The sequence below is a fragment of the Streptomyces sp. NPDC004658 genome, from assembly GCF_040609555.1.
Taxonomy (GTDB): Bacteria; Actinomycetota; Actinomycetes; order Streptomycetales; family Streptomycetaceae; genus Streptomyces.
Map to the genome: position 1 here is coordinate 76,984 of NZ_JBEXKG010000001.1, position 24,537 is coordinate 101,520.

The window sequence follows — 24,537 nt, forward strand, 5'->3', positions numbered from 1 at the left end:
AGGAGACCGCGGCACTTACCTTCGGCGCGCATCGTTACCATGCGTGGACGCACATTCCGACGACCACTGACGACGACGAGGGACGGGCGAGCGCGTGGCCGAGGCGGCTGACTTCCAGGGGACCAGTGCCTCACCTGCCCGCCGGTGGCTGCGGCGCGCCGGAGCACTGCTCGCCGGGGCCCCATTGCTGGCCGGTCTGCTCCAGCTGCCCGCCGCCGGGCCCGCGCAGGCGGCATCCTCCGACCCGGTGTCCGTCTCCCTGGACTCGCTCAGCCCCAGCGCCCCCACGGACGGCGACACGCTGACCGTGTCGGGCACGGTGACCAACAACGGCAAGCAGGCCGTCACCGACGCCCATGTCGGTCTGCGGGTGGGCCCCCGGCTGACCACCCGCTCGGAGATCGATTCCGTCGCCCGGCACTCCGACGAACCACAGAGCAGCGCCGGCACGGAGGTCGGTGACAAGTACGAGGAGAAGTTCGACAAGCTGACCCCGGGGGTCGCCGAGCACTTCACGATCTCCGTGCCCGTGGACAAGCTCGACCTCGGTGACGACGGGGTCTACGAGTTCGGGGTCACCCTGTCCGGTCAGACCTCCGCCCAGGCCTGGGACCAGGTGCTCGGCATCCAGCGGACGTTCCTGCCGTGGCAGCCGTCGGAGCCCGACACCAAGACGAAGACGACGTTCCTGTGGCCGCTGATCTCCACGGTCCACATGACGGCGAAGACGGGCGCGGGCGAGCTGCAGACGCCGGAGTTCCTCGACGACGACCTGGCCAAGGAACTGGCCCCCGGCGGCCGGCTGGCCCAGATGGTGGACCTGGGCAAGGACCTCGACGTCACCTGGGTGATCGATCCGGACCTGCTCGCCTCGGTCGATGCCATGGCCGCCGGCAACTACCGGCTCCAGGGCGCCGACGGCACCAGCACGCCCGGCTCCAGGGAGCACCAGGCGGTGGCCAAGCAGTGGCTGGCGGCCCTGCAGAAGGCCGTGGCCGGCAAGGAAGTCGTCGCCCTGCCGTTCGCCGACCCGGACCTGGCCTCCCTGGCGCACAACGGCACCAGCGTCACCGGCTCGCTCAGCCACCTCAAGGACGCCACCGACGTCGCCGCGATCACCGTGAAGACCGTGCTCCACGTCACACCGAGCACCGACTTCGCGTGGCCGGTGAACGGTGCCGTGGATCCGTCGATCATGAAGGTCGCGACCTCCGCCGGGGCGGACCGGGTGATCGCCCGCAGCGACAGCCTCCAGGAGACCGGTGGGCTGCCGTACACGCCGTCCGCCGCGCGCCCGGTCGGCGGAGGCACCACGGCGGTGGTCGCCGACGCCCGGCTGTCCACGGCGTTCGAGGGCGACCTCACGAAGGCGGGCTCGGCCACCCTCGCCGTACAGCGGTTCCTCGCCCAGAGCCTGGCGCTGAACGCACAGACGGACAAGCAGCGCAGCATCGTCGTCGCCCCGCAGCGCATGCCCGCGGCGAGCCAGGCGCAGGCGATGGCGACGGCGCTGAAGGCGCTCCAGGGCGGCACCTGGTCCCAGTCCCAGGACCTCTCCGCGGCGGCCAAGGACAAGCCCGACCCGGGCGCCACCACGCGCATCCCGCCGACGTCCGTCTACCCCTCCTCGCTGCGCCATCAGGAGCTGCCGAAGGAGGTCTTCGAACAGATCGCCCGCACCCAGGACAAGCTCGACAACTTCCGGGTGATCCTCTCCGACCAGTCCCGTGTGGTCACTCCGTTCGGGCGGGCCATAAACCGCGAGATGTCCACGTCCTGGCGGGGCCGGGACGGTGCGGCGGACAGCTATCGCGGCGGCGTGGAGGCCTGGCTCGACGACCTGACCGAGCAGGTCAAGCTGATCGACAAGTCCGAGACCAAGCTCTCGGGCCGCAGCGCCACCATCCCGGTGACCGTCCAGAACAACCTGGTGCAGCCCGTGGGCCACCTGGTGCTGCGCCTCAGGTCGAGCATGCCGACCCGTCTGAAGATCGGCGGCAAGGCCTACCAGGAGCAGCCCGTCGAGGTCTCCGGCGGGCACAGCCAGTCGGTGAAGTTCACCACCTCGGCCAACGCCAACGGCCGGGTCACGGTCATCGCCCAGCTGTACACCGAGGACGGCCGGGAGTACGGCGACCCCGTCAGCTTCGACGTGAAGGTCACCGAGGTCACGCCCACCGTGATGCTGGTCATCGGCGGCGGCGTCCTGCTCCTGGTGCTCGCCGGCTTCCGGATGTACACCCAGCGCAAGCGCGCTGCCGCCCGGCAGGCCGACGAGGACGGCCCCGGCACGGCGGAGGAGGACGCGGGCGAGCCCGGGAACCCGGAAGCGCCCGGCGACCGTCTCCCGGAGGAGTCCGACTCCACCTCACGGGCAGACGACCCGGAGCAGCCGAGTGACCCTGCGCCGGACACCGCACCGGAAAGCGCCGACCCGTCCGGGACGGGTGAGAGAGTGGACCGTTGAGCGATGTCGTGGCCGGTGGGCCCGGGACGATGAGGTGGGGTAAGCATGAACGCGCCGTACGACGGTGACCGCGGTCAGGACGCGGCCGGCTCGGGCTACCCCGAGCCGCCGCCCGAGCCCGGCCAGGTGCCGCCGCAGCAAGCGGCGGACATGTACCTCCAGGACGCCTACGAGCAGGACCCCTACCGGGCGCACGACCTGGCGGCCCAGGACCCGGTCGCCGAGGCGCTGTACGACCGGGCGGCGCACCCGCCACCGCCCCCGGGCACGTACGAGCCGCAGCAGCCGCTGTACGCCCCGCCCGCCCAGTCGCCCTATGCGCCCGACCCGAACGTGTGGGCGCAGACCCCGGCGCCGGAGCCGGGGAGCGCGGCCCCGTACCTGCCGTACGGCGAGGACCCGCGCACGACCCAGTTCGTGGGCGTGGACGATCTGGTCACGCACTCCGGTGAGGAGTACCACGAGCCGGACGCCTTCGCGCACCTCTTCAAGGACCAGCAGCACAGCGGCGGCCACGCGCCCATGGACCCCCCGGCCGTTCCGGGATCCGCCGCCATGCCGGGGAGCGGGCACGGCAGCGTCGGCCAGTACCCGCCGTCACCCGGTCACGGCCCGCAGCAGGGCCACCCGTACGCCGGCGCCGGGTACCCGGCCGGTCCGTCCGCCGCCGGCTACGCGGCACAGTCCCACGTGCCCGCCCCGGCGGCCGCTCCCGACCCCGCGGGGCCGCCCGTGACCGTCGAGCCGGAAGCCACCACGGCCGGTGACACGGCCGCGCCCGCCAAGAAGGGCGGCCGGGCCGCCGGGCTGCTGAAGTCCAGTGCGGTGATGGCGGCGGGCACGATGGTCTCCCGCCTCACCGGCTTCATCCGCTCCGCGCTGATCGCCGCCGCGCTGGGCCTCGGCTTCCTCGCCGACTCCTTCCAGGTGGCCTACCAGCTGCCGACGATGATCTACATCCTCACCGTCGGCGGCGGCCTGAACTCCGTGTTCGTGCCCCAGCTGGTCCGCTCCATGAAGGAGGACGAGGACGGCGGCGAGGCCTTCGCGAACCGGCTGCTGACCCTCGTGATGGTGGCCCTCGCCGCCCTGACCGGGCTCGCGATGTTCGCCGCGCCCCTCCTGGTGCGGATGCTCGCCAACCCCGTGGCCAGCAATCCGGCGGCGAACGACGTCGCGGTCACCTTCACCCGCTACTTCCTGCCCTCGATCTTCTTCATGGGCATCCACGTGGTGATGGGTCAGATCCTCAACGCCCGCGGGAAGTTCGGCGCGATGATGTGGACGCCGGTCCTGAACAACATCGTCATCATCGTGACGCTCGGCATGTTCATCTGGGTCTACGGCACGGCCGCCAACTCCCACATGGACGTCACCACCATCCCGCCGGAGGGCCAGCGTCTCCTCGGCGTCGGTGTGCTGCTCGGCCTGGTCGTCCAGGCCCTGGCGATGATCCCCTACCTGCGCGAGACCGGCTTCCGGGTCCGGCTGCGGTTCGACTGGAAGGGCCACGGCCTGGGCAAGGCCGCGATGCTCGCCAAGTGGACGGTCCTGTTCGTCCTCGCCAACCAGGCGGGCGCCATGGTCGTGACCCAGCTGTCCACCGCCGCCGGCAAGGACTCCGGGGTCAAGGGCGCCGGCTTCGCCGCCTACGCCAACGCCCAGCTGATCTGGGGCCTGCCCCAGGCCATCATCACCGTCTCCCTGATGGCCGCCCTGCTGCCGCGCATCTCGCGCTCGGCCGCCGAGGGCGACGCGGGCGCCGTCCGCGACGACATCTCCCAGGGACTGCGCACCACCGCGGTCGCCATCGTGCCGATCGCCTTCGGGTTCGTCTCGCTCGGCATCCCGATGTGCACGCTGATCTTCGGCTCCGCCGGCACCGGCGCGGCCACCAACATGGGCTACATGCTGATGGCCTTCGCCCTCGGTCTGATCCCCTACTCCGTGCAGTACGTCGTCCTGCGCGCCTTCTACGCCTACGAGGACACCCGCACGCCCTTCTACAACACGGTCATCGTGGCCGTGGTCAACGCCGGCGCCTCGGCCCTGTGCTACTTCCTGCTGCCGGCGCGCTGGGCCGTCGCCGGCATGGCCGCCGCCTACGGCCTCGCCTACGCCATCGGGGTGGGCGTCGCCTGGCGCCGGCTGCGCAAGCGGCTGGGCGGGGACCTGGACGGCTCCCGGGTGCTGCGCACGTACGCGCGGCTGGGTATCGCCTCGGTTCCGGCGGCCCTGCTCAGCGGCGCCGCCTGCTACGGCATCGGACACACCCTGGGCCTGGGCGTCGTCGGCTCCTTCGCCGCGCTGCTCGCCGGTGGCGTCGTTCTGTTCGGCGTCTTCTTCGTCGCCGCGCGGCGGATGCGCATCGAGGAACTCAACTCGCTCGTCGGTATGGTGCGCGGGCGTCTGGGGCGTTGAGGCGGGGGTAGGCGCACAACCATCGTCCGCTGCTGTGTGTCGTGCATAGCGGCGGACTGTGGGCACAATTGGTTTCGGCGTCGGACAGCGTGCAACGGATGGGGAGGCAGGGACGACGGTGGCGGAACGGAGCACGGCTGCCGTCGACGTGGCAGACAACAGCGGCGAGCAGCCGCTGACCGCCAAGGCGGACCAGTCCACGGCCGACGGGGTGGCCAAGAACCCGGAGCGGGACACGGACAGCGACGAGGCACAGGGGAGCGGCAGTACCGAAGGTCCCGGACGGAAGGCCTCACCTCCGGAGTTGCACAGCGGTCACAAGCTCGCCAGACGCTACCGGCTGGAGGAGTGCGTCACCCGTCTGGACGGATTCAGCAGTTGGCGTGCGGTCGACGAGAAACTCCGTCGTGCCGTCGGCGTCCATGTACTGCCCGCGGATCACACTCGGGCCCGCTCCGTCCTCGCCGCCGCCCGGTCCTCGGCCCTCCTCGGCGATCCGCGCTTCGTCCAGGTCCTCGACGCCGTCGAGGAGAATGACCTCGTCTACGTCGTCCACGAGTGGCTGCCCGACGCCACCGAGCTGTCCACGCTGCTCGCCGTCGGCCCCCTGGAGCCCCACGACGCCTATCAGATGGTCAGTCAGGTCGCCTCCGCCATGGCCGCCGCTCACCGGGAGGGTCTGGCCCATCTGCGGCTGAACCCGAACGCCGTGCTGCGCGCCTCCACCGGCCAGTGGCGCATCCGTGGTCTCGCCGTGAACGCCGCGTTGCGCGGCATCAGCTCCGACACCCCGCAGCGCACCGACACCGAGGCGATCGGCGCCCTGCTGTACGCGGCGCTGACCCAACGCTGGCCCTACGAGAGCGACGCCTACGGTCTGTCCGGTCTCCCCAAGGACATCGGCCTCATCCCGCCGGACCAGGTGCGGGCCGGTGTGCACCGCGGCCTGTCCGAACTCGCCATGCGCGCCCTCGTCAACGACGGTGCCACGGCGTCGCGTCACGAGACTCCCTGCACCACGCCGGAGGAGCTGGTGAAGGCGATCGGTGAGATGCCGCGCATCCGCCCGCCCGAGCCGGCGTTCACGGCCCCGCCGGAGTACCAGCGCACGACCTACCAGCAGGGCACCTACGGCCGCCCCGCACCGCACCCGGGGGCCACGCAGCCGATCGCTCCCCCTCCGCCGCCGCTGCAGAGCCGTACCGGGAAGGCCCTGAAGTGGGCGGTGTCGGCCCTGCTGATCGCCGCCCTGGGTCTGGGCAGCTGGCAGCTGGCGGACGCTCTGATGGACCGGGGCGGGAAATCGGACGACACCAACAAGAGCCAGACGACGGACGGCGGCGACAAGAACGCCGTGAAGCCGAAGCCGACTCCGATAAAGATCCAGAACGGCCAGGAGTTCGTCGCCAAGGGCGACGCCCAGAGCCCCGGCAACGTCTCCAAGACCTACGACGGCGACGCCTCGACGTACTGGAAGACCAAGAGCTTCAACGAAGGCCCGACGATCGCGCCGTTCAAGCCGGGCGTCGGCATCGTGTACGACCTCGGCTCGGCCCAGAAGCTCAGCACGGCCACCATCGACCTCCGCTACGGCGGTGACCACACGACGGTCGAGCTGTACGCCGCGGACTCGCTGTCGCCGGCCTCGCTGGATTCCATGACGAAGCTCGGCAGCGTCACGACGACGGGCACCACGGCCACGGTGAAGGTCACCAAGTCGGTCAAGACGCAGTACGTTCTCGTCTGGCTGACGGCCGTGCCGAACTCGGGGTACGACTCCACCCTGTACGCCAGTGCCGGCTACAAGCAGGCCATCGGCGAAGTGAAGTTCACGGGCTGACGTCTCACCCGGACCGGAGGGGGCAGATGACGGAGGGCGCCGGATATGACGGAGTGGGCGACCGCGACCTGCTCGCCCGCCACGTGGAAGGCGACCCCGATGCCTTCGGTGAGATCGTGCGACGCCACCGGGACCGGCTCTGGGCGGTCGCCCTGCGCACCCTGGGGGACCGCGAGGAGGCCGCTGACGCGGTCCAGGACGCCCTGGTGTCCGCCTACCGGGCCGCACACACCTTCCGGGGACAGTCGGCCGTCACGACATGGCTGCACCGGATCACGGTGAACGCCTGCCTGGACCGGGCGCGTAAGGCGGCCTCACGCAAGACGGCTCCGGTCGACGACACCGAACGGCTGGAGCAGCTGCTGGAGCCGTACGAGTCCGCCTCCGCACCGGCCGAGCGCAAGGACGTGCACCGCCAGCTCCTCGAAGCGCTCGGCACCCTTCCGCCGGAGCAGCGGGCCGCTCTGGTCCTGGTGGACATGCAGGGCTACCCCGTGGCGGAGGCCGCCCGGATCCTCGATGTCCCGACGGGAACGGTGAAAAGCCGGTGCGCCCGGGGCAGGGCCAGGCTGCTGCCGCTGCTCACGCACCTACGACCCGAAGGCACCCCTGAGCCACGCTCGGCCGGTGCCGGACACAGGAAAGAGCCCGGCCCGGAACGGAACCGTGGGCAGGGGTCATCCGTCCCACCGGCACCGGGGTCACCGAGCGGACCTGCCAAGAACCCGGGATCGAGTGATTCAGCCGTAGTGAAGGGCGGAGGTGGGCGAGCGTGAGTACCACGACAGACACGGCCGGGCACCCGGACGTCGCGGAGATCTCCGACCTCACCGAGGGCCTCCTTCCGCCGGACCGCAGCAGCGATGTACGGCGCCATCTGGACGGGTGCGAGGCGTGCACGGACGTCTACACGTCGCTGGAGGAGATCCGGGACCTCATGGGGTCCGTGCCGCCGCCCGAGCCCATGCCTGACGATGTGGTCGTGCGCATCGGCGCCGCTCTGGCAGCCGAGGCACCACTGAGCGCAGGCGATGAAGGCACGGCAGGCGATGTTTCACGTGAAACATCGCCCTCCGCCGCCCGCCCCGGTGCGCACCCCCCTCTCACTGCCGCTGATCACCCCGCCGACCGCCCGGCGGGACGCCCGCGCGCGGGGGCCGGGCCTGGACGCAAGGGACCCCAGCGCGGGCGGCGCCGCGGCCGGCTCGTCCTGGGGGCCGTTCTCACCGCCGCTGTGCTGGGCGCCGGGGGCCTGATCGTGACGTCGCTCGGGGGCACCAGCGACCACACGACCGCCCATGGGACACCGACCGCCTCCGCGCAGACCTTCTCCGGCGACAGCGTGCAGAACCAGGTGCACGCCCTCCTCGCGACCAAGAAGGGTCTGCCGCCGGACAGTGTCAAGCCTCGTCTGGGCGGCGACGGCGGGTCGGCCACGCAGGGCTCCACCGAGGGCCCCAACACTCTGCTCCAGACCGAGGTTCCCGTCCCCGACTGTGTCCGGCACGCGCTCAACCAGAGCGCCGACGTCCTGGGCGCCAAGACGGGAACGTACGCGGGGAAGGCTGCCTACCTCGTTGTCGTCGCCGACGCACACGACTCCAATCGGGTCACCGCCTATGTGGTCGACGCGGCCTGTGTACACCAGCAGACGGCGTCGGCCGGCACGGTCCTGCTGAAACAGTCCGTCGCGCGTCACTGAGTCGGCTGGAACACTCCTTCGGCCGTTCCTGGGCGCGCGTGTGCCGGAACACACCGGGAATGCGCGCCCCGTAGGATCCGTTGGGTGGGGTGAGAGTCCCGAAAGGGGCTCCCGCCGGTCGACTGACGCAGACCAGAGACGAGGAATCAAGCCGTGAGCGACGTCCGTAACGTGATCATCATCGGCTCCGGGCCCGCAGGCTACACGGCGGCGCTCTACACCGCCCGTGCGTCGCTGAAGCCCCTGGTGTTCGAAGGCGCCGTCACCGCGGGTGGCGCGCTGATGAACACCACCGAGGTGGAGAACTTCCCTGGCTTCCGCGACGGCATCATGGGCCCCGAGCTCATGGACAACATGCGCGCCCAGGCCGAGCGATTCGGTGCCGAGCTGATTCCGGACGACGTCGTCTCCGTCGACCTGACCGGTGAGATCAAGACGGTCACCGACACCGCGGGCACGGTCCACCGCGCGAAGGCCGTCATCGTCACCACGGGCTCCCAGCACCGCAAGCTGGGCCTGCCGAACGAGGACACGCTCTCCGGCCGCGGCGTCTCCTGGTGCGCCACCTGTGACGGGTTCTTCTTCAAGGACCACGACATCGCCGTGATCGGCGGCGGTGACACCGCGATGGAGGAGGCCACCTTCCTCTCGCGGTTCGCCAAGTCCGTGACGATCGTCCACCGCCGGGACACCCTGCGCGCCTCCAAGGCGATGCAGGAGCGCGCCTTCGGTGACCCGAAGATCAAGTTCGTCTGGGACAGCGAGGTCGCCGAGATCCAGGGCGACCAGAAGCTCTCCGGCCTGAAGCTGCGCAACGTCAAGACCGGCGAGCTGTCCGAGCTGCCCGTGACGGGTCTGTTCATCGCCATCGGCCACGACCCGCGCACCGAGCTGTTCAAGGGCCAGCTGGACCTGGACGAGGAGGGCTACCTGAAGGTCGACTCCCCGTCCACCCGCACCAACGTGACCGGTGTCTTCGCCGCCGGTGACGTGGTGGACCACACCTACCGCCAGGCGATCACCGCGGCCGGGACCGGCTGCTCCGCCGCCCTGGACGCCGAGCGCTTCCTCGCCGCCCTCGCGGACGAGGAGAAGGCGGAACCCGAGAAGACCGCCGTCTGACCTTCCCTCTCCCTCACCCCACCGCACGACCAAGGTAAGGAGCCCACCGTGGCCGGCAACCTGAAGACTGTGACCGACGACTCCTTCGATCAGGAGGTCCTCAAGAGCGACAAGCCCGTCCTCGTGGACTTCTGGGCGGAGTGGTGCGGCCCGTGCCGTCAGATCGCCCCGTCTCTTGAGGCGATCGCCGCCGAGCACGGCGACAAGATCGAGATCGTCAAGCTGAACATCGACGAGAACCCGGGCACGGCCGCCAAGTACGGCGTCATGTCCATCCCGACCCTGAACGTCTACCAGGGCGGCGAGGTTGCCAAGACCATCGTCGGCGCCAAGCCCAAGGCCGCGCTCCTCCGCGACCTCGAAGAGTTCATCACCAAGTGACGTTTCACGTGAAACATGAAGGGGCCGATCCGCAAGGGTCGGCCCCTTCGCGTTGAGCCCACCACTACAGAGGCCACCACTACAGAGCCCGCCACTACCGAGCGCTGGCGCTACAGCGGCCTCAGCGCGGGTTCCTTCTGGACCGCCCCCAGGAGCCGGTCGAGTGCCATCTCCACGTCTTCCTTCCAGGAGAGCGTGGACCGCAGCTCCAGCCGCAACCGTGGGTGCGCGGGGTGCTGCCGGACCGTCTTGAAGCCCACGGCCAGCAGATGCTCGGAGGGCAGCAGACAGGCGGGCTCCTTCCAACGGGAGTCGCCGAACGCCTCGATCGCCTTGAAGCCCCGGCGCAGCAAATCCTTGGCGACCGTCTGCACCAGCACCCGGCCCAGCCCCTGCCCCTGGTAGCCGGGCAGGACGAAGCCGGTTATCAGCTGGACCGCGTCCGGCGAGACCGGGCTCGTGGGAAAGGCGGCCGAGCGAGGGACATAGGCCGGCGGAGCGTAGAGAACAAAGCCCACCGGTACGTCATCGACGTACACCACCCGGCCGCACGAACCCCAGTCCAGCAGGACGGCGGAGATCCAGGATTCCTTCTCCAGCGCGGCCGTGCCCGCCTTCACCGCCGCCTCGCCGCTGACGGGGTCCAGCTCCCAGAAGACACACGAACGACACCGGTGGGGAAGATCCTGAAGGTTGTCCAGTGTGAGCGGCACGAGCCGACGCCCCATGAAGGCTGATCCTCGCTTCCTTGGCCCGCGCATCGCGAGCGGCTGCCCCCGTCTTTCCACTCACAGATGCAGACGCTGTCCGGTGGATGTGCCCTATCTGATCGCATCGTATCCACGATCGGATTCACTCGATACCGCCTCAAAGCAAAGAGCGGACCGTGTTCCGGTACACACCGGACACGGCCCGCTCCACCGCACACACGGCCCGCTCCACTCCACAGGGCGGCACCGCCCGAGGATCAGTCGTGCGTCTCCTCGGCGTCGCTCTCCTGGAGGCTCTTCTGGAGGGCCAGCTTCTCGCCCGGGGCGAGCGTGCTGAGGATCCTCTCCAGGTCGTCCGCGGAGGCGAACTCCACGGTGATCTTGCCCTTCTTCTGGCCCAGCTCGACCTTCACCCGCGTCTCGAAGCGGTCAGAGAGCCGCGTGGCCAGCTCGCTCAGCGCCGGCGAGGGCACCGACCCGGCCCGAGGACCCCGGGAGCGCGAGGCCTTCTGAGGCCGCGAGCCCATCAGCGTCACGATCTCTTCCACGGAGCGCACCGACAGCCCCTCGGCCACGATCCGGTGCGCCAGCCGGTCCTGCTCCTCGGAGTCCTCGACGGCCAGCAGCGCCCGGGCGTGGCCGGCCGAGAGCACTCCGGCCGCCACCCGCTTCTGGACGGTCGGGGACAGCTTCAGCAGCCTCAGCGTGTTGGAGACCTGCGGCCGGGACCGACCGATCCGGTCGGCCAGCTGGTCGTGCGTGCAGTTGAAGTCCTTCAGCAGCTGATCGTAGGCAGCGGCCTCTTCGATCGGGTTCAGCTGCGCGCGGTGCAGGTTCTCCAGCAGCGCGTCCAGGAGAAGCTTCTCGTCCTCGGTGGCCCGGACGATGGCCGGGATGGCTTCCAGGCCGGCCTCGCGGCAGGCGCGCCAACGCCGCTCACCCATGATCAGCTCATAGCGACCGGGTCCCAGCTGCCGCACCACGACGGGCTGCAGGAGACCGACCTCCTTGATGGAGGTGACCAGTTCCTGGAGCGCGTCCTCGTCGAAGATCTCCCGCGGCTGGCGTGGGTTCGGCGTGATGGCGTCGAGGGGGATCTCGGCGAAGTGGGCGCCCATCGGGGGTGCGGGCACCTCGACAGCCGGGCTCGCCGAAGGCGCCTCGGGCTCCTGTGCAACCGGCGGCAGTGTGGCCACCTTCGCCGCTGCCACCCCTCGGTCGGTCGTCAGCACCGGGACGGCTCCGGGGGAGGTGGACCCTCCGCCCCCCATCGCCGACGGAGCCGGCGCCTTCTCCGTCGGGGCAGCAGGGATCAGTGCGCCAAGGCCACGGCCCAGACCCCTCCGTCGCTCGCTCACTGGATCCCCTCCACCATGCTCGGGTCTTTCTGGGCGCCGATATGGGCCTGGCTCGCGTCGTAGCTGACGCCGATGCCCCTCAGCGCGATTTCTCGGGCCGCCTCAAGATACGAGAGGGCGCCGCTCGATCCTGGATCGTAAGTCAGCACCGTCTGCCCGTAACTCGGCGCCTCGGAGATACGGACGGAACGGGGAATGCTCGTCCGCAGCACCTCGTCACCGAAGTGGTTGCGCACCTCTTCCGCGACCTGGGAGGCAAGACGCGTCCGGCCGTCGTACATGGTGAGCAGGATGGTCGACACATGCAGGGCGGGGTTGAGGTGCCCCCGCACCAGGTCGACGTTGCGCAGGAGTTGACCGAGGCCTTCGAGCGCGTAGTACTCGCACTGGATCGGGATGAGCACCTCGGCACCCGCGACAAGCGCATTGACCGTCAACAGGCCGAGCGACGGCGGGCAGTCGATGAGGATGTAGTCCAACGGCTGCTCATACGCCTGGATGGCCCGCTGGAGCCGGCTCTCCCGGGCCACCAGGGACACCAACTCGATCTCCGCACCGGCGAGATCGATGGTGGCGGGAGCGCAGAAGAGGCCTTCGACATCGACGACCGGCTGGACGACCTCGGCGAGAGGCTTGCTTTCGACCAACACATCGTAGATGGAGGGAACGTCGGCGTGGTGATCGATCCCGAGGGCCGTGGACGCGTTGCCCTGCGGGTCCAGGTCGATCACCAGGACGCGGGCACCGTGCAGAGCCAGCGAAGCGGCAAGGTTGACGGTCGTCGTCGTCTTGCCCACGCCACCCTTCTGGTTGGCGACCACGATGACTCTGGTCTGCTCCGGTCGAGGCAGGCCTTCGCCGGCGCGGCCGAGAGCCTCCACCGCCAGTTGGGCCGCACGACCGATGGGAGTGTCGTCCATCGGAGGCGGTGTTTCACGTGAAACATCCGCCCCCATCGACTCGGTACGGGGACCGGGGACCGGATCGGTCATCGGTCCCGCGATGTTGGCGTCGGACCGCAAGGATTCACTCTCCTCGACTTCAGGCTCGCAATGAACAGAGCCTCCCATGTCTTCGGGGTCGTGAACCAGTGAGGCCTGGTCTTCTGTGGAGAAATCCACCTCTGTGGACAACTCCGCGCCCCTGGAGGGGGACGGAGTCGCCGGAGAAGGAGACGGTGTGTCCGGAGGCGGGACCTCTCCGAGGGAGCCGAGAGGCTTACGGTCGCGAGGTTCGGCCGCAGCGCGGCCACGACTGATGATGCCGTGCAGCAGTGAGCGACGTTTCACGTGAAACACGATGCACAGCGGCTGCGACCGGACCGTTGCGACACTCCGGCTTGCGCGGGTTTGGCAGCTTGTGTGGAGTACGTCTCGTCGTCAGGACGGATCAGCGGCGTCGGCGAGTGCGTCCAGTCCGGGCCGCCTTCGCCCGCTTGGCGGCGAAGCGGACACCACCCGGGCTCTCACCGACCTCGACCCGCACCACCGTCGACAACGGATCCACGATGCCTTCACCCACGTGGAGGATGGACGTCTCCACGGCGCCGAGCTTGCTGAGGGCGGCGGCGGATGCCTTCAGCTCCTCCTCCGCGGTGTCGCCCTTCAGCGCGAGCATCTCGCCGTACGGCCGCAGCAGCGGAATGCCCCAGGTGGCCAGGCGGTCCAGCGGGGCCACCGCCCGGGCGGTCACGACATGGACGGGCGGGAGCTTGCCCAGGACCTCCTCGGCGCGGCCACGGACCACGGTGACGTGGTCCAGGCCGAGCAGCTCGACGACCTCCGTGAGGAAGTTGGTGCGCCGGAGCAGGGGCTCCAGGAGGGTGATGTTCAGGTCGTCGCGGACCAGGGCCAGCGGGATACCCGGCAGCCCCGCACCGGAGCCGACGTCGCAGACCGTCACTCCCTCGGGGACGGCCTCGGAGAGCACCGCGCAGTTCAGGAGGTGCCGCTCCCAGAGACGGGGCACTTCCCGCGGGCCGATCAGACCACGCTGCACGCCCGCCTCGGCGAGCAGCTCCGCATAGCGGACCGCATCGGCGAAGCGATCACCAAACACTTCGCGCGCCTGCTCGGGCGCGGGGGGAAGCTCCGCTGCCTCCGTCACGGGGACCGTCCTTCCGTACAGCGCCGGCGTTTCGCGCACCGGCCACCAGAACTACCAGGCTGACAAAGTTCGGCCCCGCCTGCTCAACAGACGGGGCCGTGGAACGGGAGAGCCGATCAGGCGGGCAGCACGACGACGAAGCGCTGCGGCTCCTCGCCCTCGGACTCGCTGCGCAGCCCCGCGGCCTTGACCGCGTCGTGCACGACCTTGCGCTCGAACGGGGTCATCGGCTTGAGCCTCACGGGCGCGCCGGTGCTCTTGACCTCGGCGGCGGCCTTGGCACCCAGCTCGGACAGCTCGGAGCGCTTCTTGGCCCGGTACCCCGCGATGTCCAGCATCAGCCGGCTGCGGTCGCCGGTCTCCCGGTGCACCGCCAGCCGCGTCAGCTCCTGCAGCGCCTCCAGCACCTCGCCGTCCCGGCCGACCAGCTTCTGCAGGTCGCGGCTGCCGGTGTCGCTGATGATCGACACGGAGGCGCGGTCGGCCTCGACGTCCATGTCGATGTCGCCGTCGAGGTCGGCGATGTCCAGCAGACCCTCCAGGTAGTCCGCCGCGATCTCACCCTCCTGCTCCAGGCGGGTGAGGGTGTCTGCACCCTCGGCAGCGGCGGAGGTGGTGCCTTCCGTCACGGGATGGGCTCCTTCTTACTTCTTGGACGGGGACTTGGGCCGCTGCGGACCACCCTTGCGCTGGCCGGACTGGGCCTTGCTGCGGGTGCCGGAGCCGGGCTTCTGGGGCTGCTTGGCAGCGGCGGGCTTGGCGCCCTGCGGCTCGTCGGACTTCTCCAGCGAGGTGGGCTCACCCGCCTGCTTGGGCCCGGACTGGCGCTGGGCCTTGGTCTGACGCTTGGGCTGCTGGCGCCGGGCTGCGGTGGCCGCGGTGGTGTCGACGGGCGCACCGTCCTCGGTCTGCGCCGCGGGGTGGACCGTGCTCTTCACCACGGTGCCGTCGCTCTGAGCGGCGAGGCCGGCCTTGGTCAGCGCGTTGATGAACTTGCGCTCGAACTCGTTGCGGTCGCGTCCCTTGGCGACGATCGCCTTGACGATGGTCTTCTCGCTCCGGCGGCGGACCTTGCCGTGCTGCGTGACGTGCTTGGTCAGGCGCTCCAGGTAGGCGGCCTGGGCCTTGGAACCCGGGGTCGGGTTGTTGTGGATGACGTACATCTGCTGGCCCATGGTCCACACGTTGGTGGTCAGCCAGTAGACGAGGACACCGACCGGGAAGTTGATACCGAAGACGGCGAACATGATGGGGAAGACGTACATCAGCATCTTCTGCTGCTGCATGAACGGCGTCTTCACCGTCGTGTCGACGTTCTTCGTCATCAGCTGGCGCTGCGTGTAGAACTGCGACGCCGACATCAGGACGATCATGACCACGGTGACGACACGGACGTCGGTGACCGAGGCGCCCAGGGCGTGGATCGTGTCGGAGCCGTCCTTGAACTTCGCCGCGAGCGGCGCACCGAAGATGTGCGCCTTACGAGCGCTGGCCAGCAGCGAGTCGTTGATGACGCCGATGGTGTGGCCCGAGGCGATGCCGTTGAGCACGTGGTACAGGGCGAAGAAGAACGGGGACTGCGCCAGGATGGGAAGGCACGAGGAGAGCGGGTTGGTACCCGACTCCTTGTACAGCTTCATCATCTCTTCGGACTGACGCTGCTTGTCGTTCTTGTAGCGCTCCTGGATCTTCTTCATCTCGGGCTGGAGCGTCTGCATGGCCCGGGTCGCCTTGATCTGCTTCACGAAGAGCGGGATCAGGCAGATGCGGATCAGGATCACCAGGGACACGATGGACAGGCCCCAGGCCCACCCGGTGTCAGGGCCGAAGAGGGCGCCGTACACGGTGTGGAACTGGACGATGACCCATGAGACGGGTGTTGTGATGAAGCTGAAGAGGCTGGCAATCGTGTCCACTAATCATGCTCCTTGGGCATGGGACGAGGTCTCTGCGGCCGGGCTCGGAGGAAACTCGGAAGCAGGCTTCCCGGGCTTCGCTTCGGTGGCCGGTTCGGCGGCGGAGGTCCCGCCCCTGCGTGCGCGCCACGCGTTGCGCAGCATTTCGTGCCACCGCGGACGCTTACGCGGCGGAACATGGTCCACACCGCCGAGCGACCACGGATTGCACCGGAGGATGCGCCAGGCGGTGAGTGCCGTGCCCTTGATCGCACCGTGCCGGTCGATGGCCGTGTAGCCGTAGTGGGAGCACGACGGGTAGTACTTGCACACCGGCCCCAGCAGCGGACTGATCGTCCACTGGTACAGCTTGATCAGAGCCAGCAGCGGGTACTTCATCGCGCGCCCCCTCCCAGCAGCCGCTGAAGGGCGGCATCCAGGTCTCGGGCCAGCTGTGCGTGGTCTGCGTCGCCCGCTCCGGGCAGCGCTCGTACGACTACCAGGCTACCGGGGGGAAACAGGGCGACTCGGTCACGCATCAGATGGCGCAGTCTGCGCTTCACTGTGTTGCGCACGACCGCGCCACCCACGGCCTTGCTCACGACGAAACCCGCACGCGTCGGGGGAGCGCTCTCCCCAGGCGCGTGCGGGTCCGTGGCACCGCTTCGAAGGTGGACGACGAGGGTCGGGCGTCCGGCCCGACGACCCCGTCGTACCGCGGTCGCGAAGTCCTCGCGCCGCCTCAGCCGGTTCTCGGTGGGCAGCACGACGTCATGACCTGATCGGGATCAGGCGGACAGGCGGGCGCGACCCTTGCTACGGCGGGACGCGAGAATCGCGCGGCCGGCACGGGTGCGCATACGCAGCCGGAAGCCGTGGGTCTTCGCGCGACGACGGTTGTTCGGCTGGAAGGTGCGCTTGCTCACTCGGGGGCTCCAGAAAGAAATCGGTAGTGGCGGGGTGCCGTCCTGGCTGTCACCGTGCGCCCACGAGAAGCTCGCGTCACGCCCGAGTGCACCGCTTCCCGATCACCTGACGTGATCTGTGCCCATCGGAGGCAGGCGGCAGCAGCCATCGACAACTCGACCTGGTTACGGTACGCGGGGCTACGCCATCCGGTCAAACCGAGGGTCACCGGGGGACACTATCCACAGGCTGGGGACAACAACTTGAACCGTACCCGCCGCGCTGACTACCGTGGCTGAACTCCGATTCGTTCCTTTGTCCCCGCCCGAGCGGGGCCACCCCCCGACCACCCACCCGGATTCCATCCCGACCCGTCCCCGAACCACACGTTCGTGGGACCTGTGAGAGAGCGTGCCCTGTGGCTGACGTACCTGCCGATCTTGCCGCAGTGTGGCCACGCGTACTGGAGCAGCTCCTCGGAGAGGGCCGCGGACAGGGTGTGGAGGCGAAGGACGAGCACTGGATCCGGCGCTGCCAGCCGCTCGCGCTGGTCGCGGACACCGCCCTGCTCGCCGTACCGAACGAATTCGCGAAGGGCGTCCTGGAAGGCCGTCTGGCACCGGTCGTCAGCGAGACACTGAGCCGGGAGTGCGGCCGTCCCATCCGGATCGCGATCACCGTGGACGACTCGGCGGGCGAGCCGCCGGCGCCCGCGGCGCCTCCCGCCCAGCAGCCGCCGCAGCCGCGCTACGAGGAGCCGGAACTGCCCGCCGGGCCCTACGAGGGCTACGGCCGCCACCGCGGCGACCGCCCGGGCGGCGACCCCCGTGCCGAGCAGCTGCCGCCCGCCCGCCCGGACCAGCTCCCCACCGCCCGTCCGGCCTACCCCTCCGAGTACCAGCGGCCCGAGCCCGGCGCCTGGCCGCGCCCCGGGCAGGACGAGTACGGCTGGCAGCAGCCCCGGCTCGGCTTCCCCGAGCGGGATCCGTACGCCTCGCCGTCGTCGCAGGACGGCTACGGCTCCGGCGCGGACGCGTACGGTTCGCCGTCCCAGGACTACCGCCCGCAGGGCATGGACCGGCCGCCGTACGAGCAGCAGCGCGGCGACTACGACGGCCCGCGCGCGGACTACGAGCCGTCCCGCCCGGACTACGACTCCCCGCGCGGGGACTACGACACGTCCCGGACCGAGTACGACCAGCGCGACCCGGTCCGCCGTGAGCTGCCGGAGCCGCCGGTGCACCGCGGTGGTCCCGGCCGCCCGGACGTGCCCTCGACGGGCGCCCCCGGGCCACTGGCCGCGCAGCCCGCGCCGGCGAGCGGGCCCGGTGAGCCGACCGCGCGGCTGAACCCGAAGTACCTGTTCGACACGTTCGTCATCGGCGCCTCCAACCGGTTCGCGCACGCGGCGGCGGTCGCGGTCGCCGAGGCGCCGGCGAAGGCCTACAACCCCCTGTTCATCTACGGGGAGTCGGGCCTCGGCAAGACGCACCTGCTGCACGCCATCGGGCACTACGCGCGCAGCCTCTACCCGGGCACGCGCGTGCGGTACGTCAGCTCGGAGGAGTTCACCAACGAGTTCATCAACTCCATCCGCGACGGCAAGGGCGACAGCTTCCGCAAGCGCTACCGGGAGATGGACATCCTGCTCGTCGACGACATCCAGTTCCTCGCGGACAAGGAGTCGACGCAGGAGGAGTTCTTCCACACCTTCAACACCCTCCACAACGCGAACAAGCAGATCGTGCTCTCCAGCGACCGGCCGCCCAAGCAGCTGGTCACGCTGGAGGACCGGCTGCGCAACCGCTTCGAGTGGGGTCTCATCACCGACGTCCAGCCGCCCGAGCTGGAGACGCGCATCGCGATCCTGCGGAAGAAGGCGGTGCAGGAGCAGCTCAACGCCCCGCCGGAGGTGCTGGAGTTCATCGCCTCCCGGATCTCGCGGAACATCCGTGAGCTGGAGGGCGCGCTGATCCGGGTCACGGCGTTCGCCTCGCTCAACCGGCAGCCGGTGGACCTGGGCCTGACGGAGATCGTCCTGAAGGATCTGATCCCCGGGGGCGAGGACTCGACCCCGGAGATCACCGCCACGGCGATCATGGCGGCGACCGCGGACTACTTCGGGCTCACGGTCGAGGACCTGTGCGGCAGCTCGCGCGGCCGTCAGCTGGTCACGGCGCGGCAGATCGCGATGTACCTGTGCCGGGAGCTGACCGACCTTTCGCTGCCGAAGATCGGGGCGCAGTTCGGCGGGCGGGACCACACAACCGTCATGCACGCCGATCGCAAGATCCGGGCGCTGATGGCCGAGCGGCGCTCCATCTACAACCAGGTGACCGAGCTGACGAACCGGATCAAGAACGGCTGACCTGCGGCCGCGTCGGCCCTGCACCGGCCCTGAGGCGCCCCCGGGAGAACATCCCGGGGGCGCCTCTTCGCTTCCCGTCAGCCGGTCCCTGCGCCGTGCACGGGCCGAGCGCGGGGCGCCGTCGCTCGTCCGCCTCCGCCGGCACGGTTCCGGCAGCGCCGGCGGAGGCGTGCGAGGAGGCGGGCGAGGGGTCGGCGGAGGGGCCGGGCGCGGCCGTGCCGATACGGACGCTTGTCATCCGGTGTTCGATTACTTGCCTGGTTACGGCCACTCTCCACAGATTCGGTGACTTTCTTCCGTCCACATCCTGGGGACTGCGGAGTTGTCCCGAACGGTGTCCACAGGGCAGCCTCGCGCATGGCTTCCGCCCAGCTCAGAGGCCTGTGGAATGGTGGACGAACGATCTCCACAGACTGTGGACAACGCGGAGATCCACAGCCTGTGCACGGAGTTGTCCACCGGCGGCCCACAGGCTGGGGGCGGTTGTCCCCAGCGATCCCCAGCTTCTCCACAGCGCTGTCCACTGTTCGGCAACCCGGCGCACCCGCTCACCGCGTCGAGTGAAAGCCGTCACAGGAAGCTGCCGGATTGGGGTGTGGGAAACCTGGGTATTCCTGGGGACACGGCTGGGGAGAACTGCCCTCAGCCTGTGGGCGACGTGTGCAGAACTTTCCGTTCTCCACAGACCGCCCCAGTTGTCCACTGCCTCCACCCACAGGCCCGGTGGACAAAATATGTGCGCTGAGCTGGGCAAACGTGGTTATCCACGGTATCCACAGGCCCTACTACTACTCCCGACTAGAGAGAGCTCGGCAATCGTTTCGAAGCGGGGCCTGTGCACAACTCGCCGTCTCGAGCCCGGCTGCCCCCCGGTCGGACTTGACCCCAACGGGCACCTACTGTCAGTGCCGTGCGTCAGACTGGTTCCGGTGTCCTTCCCGACGCAGAGGGCGGTGACACCGAGTCGGAGGACTCAGCAGCAACGGCAGCATCAGGAGGCGGCTTACGGTGAAGATCCGGGTGGAACGCGACGTACTCGCGGAGGCAGTGGCGTGGGCCGCACGCAGCCTCCCGGCCCGTCCGCCGGCGCCTGTCCTCGCCGGCCTGCTGCTGAAGGCCGAGGACGGTCAGCTCAGCCTGTCGAGCTTCGACTACGAGGTCTCCGCGCGGGTGCACGTCGAGGCGGAGGTCGAGGAGGAGGGCACCGTCCTCGTCTCCGGCCGGCTGCTCGCCGACATCTCCCGCGCCCTGCCCAACCGTCCGGTGGAGATTTCCACAGACGGTGTACGGGTCACCGTGATGTGCGGCTCTTCCCGGTTCACCCTCCACACCCTGCCTGTGGAGGAGTACCCGTCGCTGCCGCAGATGCCCAACGCGACCGGCACCGTCCCCGGCGAGGTCTTCGCCGCCGCGGTCTCCCAGGTGGCCATCGCGGCCGGCCGGGACGACACGCTCCCGGTGCTCACCGGCGTGCGCATCGAGATCGAGGGCGACACGGTCACCCTGGCCTCCACCGACCGCTACCGCTTCGCGGTCCGCGAGTTCCTGTGGAAGCCGGAGAACCCCGACGCCTCCGCGGTCGCCCTGGTCCCGGCGAAGACGCTGCTGGACACCGCCAAGTCGCTGGGTGCCGGGGACAGCGTCACGCTGGCGCTGTCCGGGTCCGGTGCCGGTGAGGGCCTGATCGGTTTCGAGGGCGCCGGGCGGCGTACGACCACGCGCCTGCTCGAAGGCGACCTGCCGAAGTACCGCACGCTGTTCCCGACCGAGTTCAACTCCGTCGCCGTGATCGAGACGGCGCCCTTCGTGGAGGCCGTCAAGCGCGTGGCGCTGGTCGCCGAGCGGAACACCCCGGTGCGGCTGAGCTTCGAGCAGGGCGTGCTCATCCTGGAGGCCGGGTCGAGCGACGACGCACAGGCTGTGGAAAGGGTCGACGCGCAGCTGGACGGCGACGACATCTCCATCGCCTTCAACCCGACGTTCCTGCTGGACGGCCTGAGCGCGATCGACTCGCCGGTGGCGCAGCTGTCGTTCACCACGTCCACGAAGCCGGCGCTGCTGAGCGGCAAGCCGGCGGTGGACGCGGAGGCCGACGGGGCGTACAAGTACCTGATCATGCCGGTGCGGCTCAGCGGCTGATCGTCGTCCGCAGTTGTCCACAGCTGTGCACAGTGCCGGGTGCCGCGGAGTGCCCGGCACCGCGCACAGCCGGGACGGGTGGTCGCCGGCCGTGCGGCCAGGCTGTGCGAGAGCGCGGACAGGACCGTTCCCGCAGGTGAGCGGCTATGCCCACAGCTGTGCATGAGCGTCCGGGTTTAGGCTCGGCTCGGCACTCCGGTGCCTCTCACGCCACACAGCGACCTAAGGAACACAACTGATGGAGCTCGGTCTCGTCGGCCTCGGCAAGATGGGCGGCAACATGCGCGAGCGGATCCGCCGCGCGGGCCACACCGTCATCGGATACGACCGCAACGCGGACCTCGCGGACGTCCACAGCCTGGAAGAGCTTGTGGGCAAGCTCAAGGGCCCCCGTGTGGTCTGGGTGATGGTCCCGGCCGGCGAGCCCACCCAGTCGACCATCGACCAGCTGGCCGAGCTGCTGGAGCCCGGCGACGTGGTCGTGGACGGCGGCAACTCCCGCTGGACGGACGACGAGCGGCACGCCGAGGAGCTGGCCGCCAAGGGCATAGGCTTCGTCGACTGCGGTGTCTCCGGCGGCGTCTGGGGCCTGGAGAACGGGTACGCGCTGATGTACGGCGGCGACGCCGAGCACGTCGCCAAGGTGCAGCCGGTCTTCGACGCGCTGAAGCCCGAGGGCGACTTCGGCTCGGTGCACGCGGGCAAGGTCGGCGCGGGCCACTTCGCGAAGATGGTCCACAACGGCATCGAGTACGCCATGATGCAGGCCTACGCCGAGGGCTGGGAGCTGCTGGAGAAGGTCGACTCCGTCACGGACGTCCGTGAGGTCTTCCGCTCCTGGCAGGAGGGCACGGTCATCCGCTCCTGGCTGCTGGACCTCGCGGTGAACGCCCTCGACGAGGACGAGCACCTGGAGGGTCTGCGCGGTTATGCACAGGACTCGGGTGAGGGACGCTGGACGGTGGAGGCCGCGATCGACAACGCGGTGCCGCTGCCGGCGATCACCGCGTCGCTGTTCGCGCGGTTCGCCTCCCGCCAGGAGGACTCGCCGCAGATGAAGATGATCGCCGCGCTGCGCAACCAGTTCGGCGGGCACGCCGTGGAGAAGAAGTAATCCACAGGGTCGCTCAGCGATCCACACCCTCAAGGGAGGTCGGCGGTACCGCCATGCACGTCACGCATCTGTCGCTCGCCGACTTCCGCTCGTACGCCCGGGCCGAGGTCCCGCTCGACCCGGGCGTCACCGCCTTCGTCGGCCCCAACGGGCAGGGCAAGACCAACCTCGTGGAGGCGGTCGGATACCTGGCGACCCTGGGCAGCCACCGGGTGTCCTCCGACGCCCCCCTGGTCCGCCTGGGCGCCGAGCGGGCGGTCGTGCGGGCGCAGGTCCGGCAGGGCGACCGGCAGCAGCTGATCGAGCTGGAGCTGAACCCGGGAAAGGCCAACCGCGCCCGCATCAACAGGTCCTCGCAGGTCAGACCGCGGGACGTGCTGGGGATCGTACGGACCGTGCTGTTCGCGCCCGAGGACCTCGCGCTCGTCAAGGGCGACCCGGGCGAGCGGCGGCGGTTCCTCGACGAGCTGATCACCGCGCGGTCCCCGCGGATGGCCGGTGTGCGCTCGGACTACGAGCGGGTCCTCAAGCAGCGCAACACCCTGCTGAAGACGGCCGCGCTGGCCCGTCGGCACGGTGGGCGGTCCATGGACCTGTCCACTCTGGACGTCTGGGACCAGCACCTCGCGCGCGCGGGCGCGGAGCTGCTCGCCCAGCGGATGGATCTCATCGCCGCGTTGCGGCCGCTCGCCGACAAGGCGTACGAACAGCTGGCTCCCGGCGGCGGTCCGGTCGCGCTGGAGTACAAGCCGTCGGCGCCCGGCGAGGCGCACACGCGCGAGGACCTCCACGCGCAGCTGATGGCGGCCCTCGCGGACGCGCGCAAGCAGGAGATCGAGCGGGGCGTGACCCTGGTGGGACCGCACCGGGACGACCTGCTCCTCAAACTCGGCCAGCTGCCCGCCAAGGGGTACGCCTCGCACGGCGAGTCCTGGTCGTACGCCCTCGCGCTGCGGCTGGCCTCCTACGACCTGCTGCGCGCCGAGGGCAACGAGCCGGTGCTGATCCTGGACGACGTCTTCGCCGAGCTGGACGCCCGCCGCCGGGAGCGGCTGGCGGAGCTGGTCGCGCCGGGCGAGCAGGTGCTGGTCACCGCCGCCGTGGACGACGACGTGCCCCCGGTGCTGGCCGGCGCGCGGTACGCGGTGGCCGGCGGGACGGTGGAGCGCGTATGAGCACCGGAGAGCCGGTCCCGAACACCCCAGGCCCCCGGAAGGCGGACCCGCCGGGCGGTGGCGAGCCCTCCGGCGTCGACCTCGCGCGCGTGGCGTTGCGCGCGGCGAAGGAGCAGGCACGCGCGCGGGGGGACGCGGCGCGGCAGAAGAAGCAGGCGCGGCGGGGCGGCGGGCTGCGCTCCGGCGCGCGCGCCGACGGACGCGACCCCATGGCGCTGGGCGCGGCGATCAACCGGCTGATCACCGAGCGCGGCTGGGAGAAGCCGGCCGCGGTGGGCGGCGTGATGGGCCGCTGGCCGCAGATCGTCGGCGAGGACCTGGCCAAGCACTGCGTGCCCCAGCGGTACGACGAGGACGAGCGGGTGCTGACCGTCCAGTGCGACTCGACGGCCTGGGCGACCCAGCTCCGGGTGCTCGCCCCCACCCTGGTGGCGCGGATCAACGAGGACCTCGGGCACGGCAGCGTACGGATGATCAAGGTGCTCAACCCGGGCGGCCAGAGCCGCCGCTACGGCCCGCTGCGCGCTCCCGGGAGCACCGGTCCCGGCGACACCTACGGGTGATGTACCTCACGTCGGGCGCCCGGTCCGGCCCGCCCCCACACCTCTGTCCACAGGTGTGGATCACCGTCGTGCGGCGCCCCGGAAGTCCCGGCGGTCGGCCTCGGACCGCCATCTGACCCGCCGGTAGCCACGGGTTGACGGCTCGAAGCGCTGAGTGCCGCTGTGAGCCCCTTTGAGCCCCCTTCCGTATATCGGGACCCGGCGGAGACCGGTTCAGGGCGGCACATGGGAGCTCAGGTGCCCGCAAACCCCCATCGATGTCAGTGCTAC

The 24,537-nt window shown here is 70.0% G+C and carries 21 protein-coding genes; 12 read left to right on the forward strand and 9 right to left on the reverse strand.

Features of this window, described 5'->3' with window-relative positions; genetic code table 11:
• Positions 1 to 94: 94 nt before the first annotated feature.
• The 7 genes from ABZV94_RS00360 (at position 95) to trxA (ending at position 9,933) form a co-directional block, all read left to right on the forward strand.
• The gene (locus ABZV94_RS00360; protein ID WP_356335606.1) at positions 95 to 2,467 is read left to right on the forward strand and encodes a DUF6049 family protein; all 2,373 of its coding nucleotides are present in this window, start codon (positions 95 to 97) and stop codon (positions 2,465 to 2,467) included.
• Between the two features lie 45 nt (positions 2,468 to 2,512).
• Entirely contained in the window at positions 2,513 to 4,888 is a 2,376-nt protein-coding gene (gene murJ, locus ABZV94_RS00365) for a murein biosynthesis integral membrane protein MurJ (RefSeq protein WP_356335608.1), read from the forward strand.
• Positions 4,889 to 5,006: 118 nt separating this feature from the next.
• A complete protein-coding gene (locus ABZV94_RS00370) occupies positions 5,007 to 6,728 on the forward strand; it encodes a protein kinase family protein (protein WP_356335610.1) in 1,722 nt (573 codons plus the stop codon).
• Between the two features lie 26 nt (positions 6,729 to 6,754).
• Positions 6,755 to 7,504: an RNA polymerase sigma factor SigM gene (gene sigM / locus ABZV94_RS00375; RefSeq protein WP_356335612.1), complete on the forward strand. Its 750-nt coding sequence runs from the start codon at positions 6,755 to 6,757 to the stop codon at positions 7,502 to 7,504.
• The gene (locus ABZV94_RS00380) at positions 7,501 to 8,430 is read left to right on the forward strand and encodes a zf-HC2 domain-containing protein (protein WP_356335614.1); all 930 of its coding nucleotides are present in this window, start codon (positions 7,501 to 7,503) and stop codon (positions 8,428 to 8,430) included. Before sigM ends, ABZV94_RS00380 begins: the two co-directional genes overlap by 4 nt.
• A 153-nt stretch (positions 8,431 to 8,583) precedes the next feature.
• A complete protein-coding gene (gene trxB / locus ABZV94_RS00385) occupies positions 8,584 to 9,552 on the forward strand; it encodes a thioredoxin-disulfide reductase (protein WP_356335617.1) in 969 nt (322 codons plus the stop codon).
• Between the two features lie 48 nt (positions 9,553 to 9,600).
• Entirely contained in the window at positions 9,601 to 9,933 is a 333-nt protein-coding gene (trxA, locus tag ABZV94_RS00390) for a thioredoxin (RefSeq protein WP_356335619.1), read from the forward strand.
• A 110-nt stretch (positions 9,934 to 10,043) separates the two neighbouring features.
• Here the strand turns inward: trxA and ABZV94_RS00395 are convergent, their stop codons facing one another.
• From ABZV94_RS00395 to rpmH, 9 genes are all read right to left on the reverse strand, one after another.
• Positions 10,044 to 10,661 (reverse strand): GNAT family N-acetyltransferase, encoded by a 618-nt coding sequence (locus ABZV94_RS00395; RefSeq protein WP_356335621.1) that lies wholly within the window; start codon positions 10,659 to 10,661, stop codon positions 10,044 to 10,046.
• Between the two features lie 239 nt (positions 10,662 to 10,900).
• Entirely contained in the window at positions 10,901 to 12,001 is a 1,101-nt protein-coding gene (locus tag ABZV94_RS00400; protein ID WP_356335624.1) for a ParB/RepB/Spo0J family partition protein, read from the reverse strand.
• Positions 11,998 to 13,071 carry a ParA family protein gene (locus tag ABZV94_RS00405; RefSeq protein ID WP_356335957.1) on the reverse strand — a complete coding sequence of 358 codons (1,074 nt, stop codon included), beginning with the start codon at positions 13,069 to 13,071 and terminating at the stop codon, positions 11,998 to 12,000. Before ABZV94_RS00405 ends, ABZV94_RS00400 begins: the two co-directional genes overlap by 4 nt.
• A gap of 319 nt (positions 13,072 to 13,390) precedes the next feature.
• Positions 13,391 to 14,107, reverse strand: a complete 717-nt coding sequence (rsmG, locus tag ABZV94_RS00410; protein WP_356335626.1) for a 16S rRNA (guanine(527)-N(7))-methyltransferase RsmG — start codon at positions 14,105 to 14,107, stop codon at positions 13,391 to 13,393.
• A gap of 116 nt (positions 14,108 to 14,223) precedes the next feature.
• On the reverse strand, positions 14,224 to 14,736 hold the full coding sequence (locus tag ABZV94_RS00415) for a R3H domain-containing nucleic acid-binding protein (RefSeq protein WP_356335628.1): 513 nt from the start codon (positions 14,734 to 14,736) through the stop codon (positions 14,224 to 14,226).
• 15 nt (positions 14,737 to 14,751) lie between these two features.
• Complete coding sequence (yidC, locus tag ABZV94_RS00420; protein WP_356335630.1) at positions 14,752 to 16,023, reverse strand: membrane protein insertase YidC; 1,272 nt, start codon at positions 16,021 to 16,023, stop codon at positions 14,752 to 14,754.
• Positions 16,024 to 16,026: 3 nt separating this feature from the next.
• A complete protein-coding gene (gene yidD, locus ABZV94_RS00425) occupies positions 16,027 to 16,401 on the reverse strand; it encodes a membrane protein insertion efficiency factor YidD (protein ID WP_356335632.1) in 375 nt (124 codons plus the stop codon).
• Complete coding sequence (rnpA, locus tag ABZV94_RS00430; RefSeq protein WP_078611778.1) at positions 16,398 to 16,769, reverse strand: ribonuclease P protein component; 372 nt, start codon at positions 16,767 to 16,769, stop codon at positions 16,398 to 16,400. Before rnpA ends, yidD begins: the two co-directional genes overlap by 4 nt.
• 21 nt (positions 16,770 to 16,790) lie before the next feature.
• On the reverse strand, positions 16,791 to 16,928 hold the full coding sequence (gene rpmH, locus ABZV94_RS00435; protein WP_003956500.1) for a 50S ribosomal protein L34: 138 nt from the start codon (positions 16,926 to 16,928) through the stop codon (positions 16,791 to 16,793).
• A 398-nt stretch (positions 16,929 to 17,326) separates the two neighbouring features.
• On the opposite strand from rpmH, the gene dnaA reads away from it, so the two are divergent.
• From dnaA to ABZV94_RS00460, 5 genes are all read left to right on the forward strand, one after another.
• Positions 17,327 to 19,276, forward strand: coding sequence for a chromosomal replication initiator protein DnaA (dnaA, locus tag ABZV94_RS00440; RefSeq protein ID WP_356335634.1), 1,950 nt, complete (start codon positions 17,327 to 17,329; stop codon positions 19,274 to 19,276).
• 1,008 nt (positions 19,277 to 20,284) lie between these two features.
• A complete protein-coding gene (dnaN, locus tag ABZV94_RS00445; protein ID WP_356335636.1) occupies positions 20,285 to 21,415 on the forward strand; it encodes a DNA polymerase III subunit beta in 1,131 nt (376 codons plus the stop codon).
• 238 nt (positions 21,416 to 21,653) lie between these two features.
• Positions 21,654 to 22,529: a phosphogluconate dehydrogenase (NAD(+)-dependent, decarboxylating) gene (gnd, locus tag ABZV94_RS00450; protein ID WP_356335638.1), complete on the forward strand. Its 876-nt coding sequence runs from the start codon at positions 21,654 to 21,656 to the stop codon at positions 22,527 to 22,529.
• Positions 22,530 to 22,582: 53 nt separating this feature from the next.
• Positions 22,583 to 23,704, forward strand: coding sequence for a DNA replication/repair protein RecF (gene recF, locus ABZV94_RS00455; protein ID WP_356335641.1), 1,122 nt, complete (start codon positions 22,583 to 22,585; stop codon positions 23,702 to 23,704).
• A complete protein-coding gene (locus ABZV94_RS00460) occupies positions 23,701 to 24,267 on the forward strand; it encodes a DciA family protein (RefSeq protein WP_356335644.1) in 567 nt (188 codons plus the stop codon). The genes recF and ABZV94_RS00460 overlap by 4 nt, the downstream gene beginning before the upstream one ends.
• Positions 24,268 to 24,537 lie beyond the last annotated feature (270 nt).